Annotated in this window: 3 protein-coding genes, 1 tRNA gene and 1 pseudogene; 4 read left to right on the top strand and 1 reads right to left on the bottom strand. The window is 58.5% G+C overall.

Features of this window, described 5'->3' with window-relative positions:
• From tilS to WCA53_RS12200, 4 genes are all read left to right on the top strand, one after another.
• On the top strand, positions 1–234 hold a 234-nt coding region (gene tilS, locus WCA53_RS12215; RefSeq protein WP_423909947.1), incomplete at its 5' end, for a tRNA lysidine(34) synthetase TilS.
• A gap of 63 nt (positions 235–297) precedes the next feature.
• Positions 298–585 carry a hypothetical protein gene (locus WCA53_RS12210; RefSeq protein ID WP_423909944.1) on the top strand — a complete coding sequence of 96 codons (288 nt, stop codon included), beginning with the start codon at positions 298–300 and terminating at the stop codon, positions 583–585.
• A gap of 9 nt (positions 586–594) precedes the next feature.
• The gene (locus WCA53_RS12205) at positions 595–1845 is read left to right on the top strand and encodes an aspartate kinase (RefSeq protein WP_423909941.1); all 1251 of its coding nucleotides are present in this window, start codon (positions 595–597) and stop codon (positions 1843–1845) included.
• Between the two features lie 136 nt (positions 1846–1981).
• Positions 1982–2075, top strand: a tRNA-Ser gene (locus WCA53_RS12200).
• A 330-nt stretch (positions 2076–2405) separates the two neighbouring features.
• Here the strand turns inward: WCA53_RS12200 and WCA53_RS12195 are convergent.
• Positions 2406–3882 (bottom strand): annotated as a pseudogene (locus WCA53_RS12195) (hypothetical protein); the annotation flags it as partial.

The raw sequence follows: 3882 nt of genomic DNA, 5'->3' as shown, positions 1-3882 counted from the left end.
GGTGGGGAGCGCCTGCGTTTATCGGCGGATACACCCAGCCGCAGCCTCAAGAACTTGTTTCAGGAGCGCGGCGTGCCAGGATGGAAACGCGATGTTCCCCTCATATTTCTCGGCGAAACGTTGGTGTTCGTCCCTTCTGTCGGCGTGAACTGGACATGTATCGAGAGCGAATCCAGTGACGAAAAAGGGCCGTATCGGCGCATTGTCTGGCGCCCGGATCTGATGATTGCCTGAAGTTGGCCTGAATCCTGTCGGGCGCGCCTGACTAGCGACTTCAGCAGCCGAACTACGCCTGTAATGGGCCAGAGCGCCCGTTTTGCCTTGTATTTTGAGCGTCGATCAGGTAACTTTGCAGGTTTCCCTGCCACGCTTTTCCAGCAGCTTTTCCGTCCAGAAGACGCGTTTTTAGCAGCCAGAATTGCAATTTGCACGCGAGCGAACCTCGCGCGCGGCAAAACGCGTTTCGTCGCCACGTTTAAGCCGTCGATCGCATCGCTGCAGAACTTGACTGGCTTCGCCGGTTGGGCTGCACCAGGCTGTCGCGGCGCAAGATACGGCGCGCCAGCGCGGATTTTCCTCCTGTAAAAAACGACAATGGCACTCATCGTACATAAATACGGCGGTACTTCGATGGGCTCAGTCGAGCGCATCAAGAACGTCGCCCGACGCGTAGCAAAGTGGCACAAGGCTGGCCACAAGATGGTGGTGGTCCCGTCGGCCATGTCCGGCGAAACGAACCGCCTCCTTGGCCTCGCCCGCGAAATTACGCCAGACCCCGACCCGCGCGAACTCGACGTGATCGCTTCCACCGGCGAGCAAGTAAGCGTTGGCCTCCTGGCCATCGCATTGCATGCTGAAGGGCTTGAGGCCGTGAGTTATGCCGGCTGGCAAGTGCCGATCAAGACCGACAGCGCGTTCACCAAGGCACGCATCAGCGAGATTGACGGGACGCGCGTGCTCGCCGATCTCGATGCAGGCAAAGTCGTGGTCATCACCGGTTTCCAGGGCATCGATCCTGACGGTCATATCGCCACGCTGGGGCGCGGCGGCTCGGATACCTCGGCGGTTGCGATTGCCGCGGCGTTGAATGCCGACGAATGCCTGATCTATACGGACGTCGACGGCGTGTACACCACCGACCCGCGTGTGGTTGAGGACGCGCGCCGGCTGGATCGCGTGACGTTTGAAGAAATGCTGGAAATGGCGAGCCTCGGATCGAAGGTGCTACAGATCCGGTCGGTGGAATTTGCGGGAAAATATCAGGTAAAGACGCGTGTTTTGTCGAGCCTGACAGACCCGATGATTCCGCTCGAAAGCGAGATGTGCTCGGGCACCCTGATTACTTTTGAAGAAGACGAGACCATGGAAAAAGCTGTTATCTCGGGCATCGCATTTCAGCGCGACGAAGCGCGCATCGCCGTAATGGGCGTGCCGGATAAGCCGGGCATTGCGTATCAGATTCTCGGGCCGGTGTCGGACGCGAACATTGATATCGACATGATCATCCAGAACACGAGTGTCGACGGCAAGACCGACTTCACGTTCACGGTCGGTCGCGGCGATTACACGCATGCGCTCGATATCCTGAACGCCCAGGTGAAGGACCATGTGAAGGCCGAGCAGGTGCGAGGCGACCCCAAGGTGTCGAAGGTATCGGTGGTGGGCGTGGGCATGCGTTCGCATGTGGGTATCGCGAGCACGATGTTCCGTACGCTTGCAGAAGAGGGCATCAATATTCAAATGATCTCGACGTCGGAGATCAAGATTTCGGTGCTTATCGACGAGAAGTACACCGAGCTCGCGGTCCGTGCGTTGCACAAGGTGTTCGAGTTGGATCGGGTTTGATTGTTTCGTTGGCGGGGGCTTCAAAGCCCACTATGCGTCTGATGAAATTTTTTGTCTCATCAAATTGACCCGCAGCCGCTAACCCGCTATTATCTTGGCTTCGTCGCGCTGACTCCCGCGCGACAAACAGTGTGCAGGAGACGTGGCCGAGAGGTTGAAGGTACTCCCCTGCTAAGGGAGCATCTGGGCTAAAACCTGGATCGAGGGTTCGAATCCCTCCGTCTCCGCCATAAGCGGTACATAAAGCCGTTGAATTCGCAAGAATTCAACGGCTTTTCTCTTTGTGCGTCCAGCGTGGGCGCATTTCTGGCCCGCCACTCAGCCGACCCAAAGTACGTTACGTTTGAATTACCCATTCCAAGGAAGGTGAGATCGTCCTTCGTTCAGAGTGGGCCTGACGAAGCGGTTCGACGGGGCGCGGTTGCATAGGACGAACATGCAACTGCCGTCTAGTTCCGATGCAGGCGGCTCGAAGCCGGATGAAGAGAGATAAGGGCCGCCCAGATCGAAAGGTTTCTCGGTAGGACACCAAAGCTTCATGCATTCGACTGGACTGCTCATCAGGACTTGTTTCTCTCGCTCCAATATCCGAAGGATAGGTCGCGATGCACGAGTGTTTCGCCGCTGTCGCCATACGAGAGGACTTGCACCGATGTCGCCTCCTCAACGCGAATGTCGTTTGCGTGTGCGAGCTCGATCGTCTCGTCAAAGGACAATACGAGCCACTCGCTGCGATGCCGTGCTGTCACTGAGGCCGGGTTTCTGAGCACGGGCAGGTATTGCTCTCTGAGCTTGCCATTGGGCTCCCACTTGAAGTAGTTCCCGGCACTATCGATGAACCACTCCTCGTGCAACGATTCGTTCGTGTCGCGCAATGGCGCCCTCAGGTACGTGTCCTTCATCAGCCACAAGGGACTCGCTGATTTCATGAACCGGTCCATGTGACCCCGGACGGCGCCTGAAAGGGAGGCGTCGTCCGCCTCCGCGAATCGATGAATGCTCGTCAGGTAGCGCAGGCGAGCATCGATCTGGCCAGCGGCCGTCAGTTCAGCCCAATTCACCAGCTTCCCGATGTCATGATCGCCATACTCACTCGTACTACTTGTCGATTCCAAACCGGGCCTGCAGAACACAGGATCGTCCTCGTTGCGCTTCGTGCACTCTCTACGATTGAACTGCAACACGGCGATGTTGGGCGAGTCGACCGCGACCAGCCGGTGCCGGTTGACCCGCCCCGCGGTCTGGACGATTGACTGACAACTCGACGGTTCGATCACGGCCCAGTCAAAATCGTGATCGCGGCCGATCTCCTCCACTGGGGTGGCAACGACGATCATCGATATGCTGTTAGCGCCTTCAGATAGGCCTCTGTGCAAGACCTCAAGCACGCTGTCGTTTTGCACGGTCCGCTCGGCCCATGTTTCCTTTTTCCGGGTGAGGATCGAATCAAGGGTTCGTTCGATGTTCCACCGCTGCAGCAGGCCAACCTGCGAGTGGTAGCAGCACACCCGGACGTGCGGGAGACTAGCCGCGAGGCGCCTGGCCACTGTGATTGCCGAGCGGATATTCGCCATTCGGACCAGACCGATCGATACCTTGCCGCAATAGCCGGCACTGTTCATGGGCGCTATCCATGCGTGGCGGTGATGCAGTCGCGCACACGCCGTCTCGATGGCATCGAAAATGTGGCCCTCGCCTTGTGCCGCTCCCCCTGCTCGATCCACGGCCTGTAGTTCCGCTGGACGGAATCTCTGGTGGCCCATGGAGGCCATCATCCCGCTGATGTGCCCATTGAATGCGCAAGCGAAATCAGCAGCCGTATCGCAGGTGGTGACGAGCGGGGCGACTCGATCGTCAATGATCGCCTGTCGCCACTTCGTCGGCTTGCCGTCGAGCAGGTTGTGAAGTTGGATGCCGAGCGCGAATGCGTCGAAGAGCACTTCGGCAACCGGTGGCGAAAGGGTCGCCGACGATGCGATGACATGCCGTCCCCACATGGCGGAGGCAGTGACCAGTCGCGCCACGGCAACCATGGCC

It is taken from the genome of Caballeronia sp. (assembly GCF_049581465.1).
Taxonomy (GTDB): Bacteria; Pseudomonadota; Gammaproteobacteria; order Burkholderiales; family Burkholderiaceae; genus Caballeronia.
Note: the sequence above shows the minus strand (reverse complement) of the source record. Positions and strands in the feature narration are given on the sequence as shown.

Excerpts from the sequence above, each read along its gene's own strand:
- WCA53_RS12210 (WP_423909944.1), top strand. The coding sequence starts at position 298 with ATGGGCCAGAGCGCCCGTTTTGCCTTGTATTTTGAGCGTCGATCAGGT.
- WCA53_RS12205 (WP_423909941.1), top strand. The coding sequence starts at position 595 with ATGGCACTCATCGTACATAAATACGGCGGTACTTCGATGGGCTCAGTC.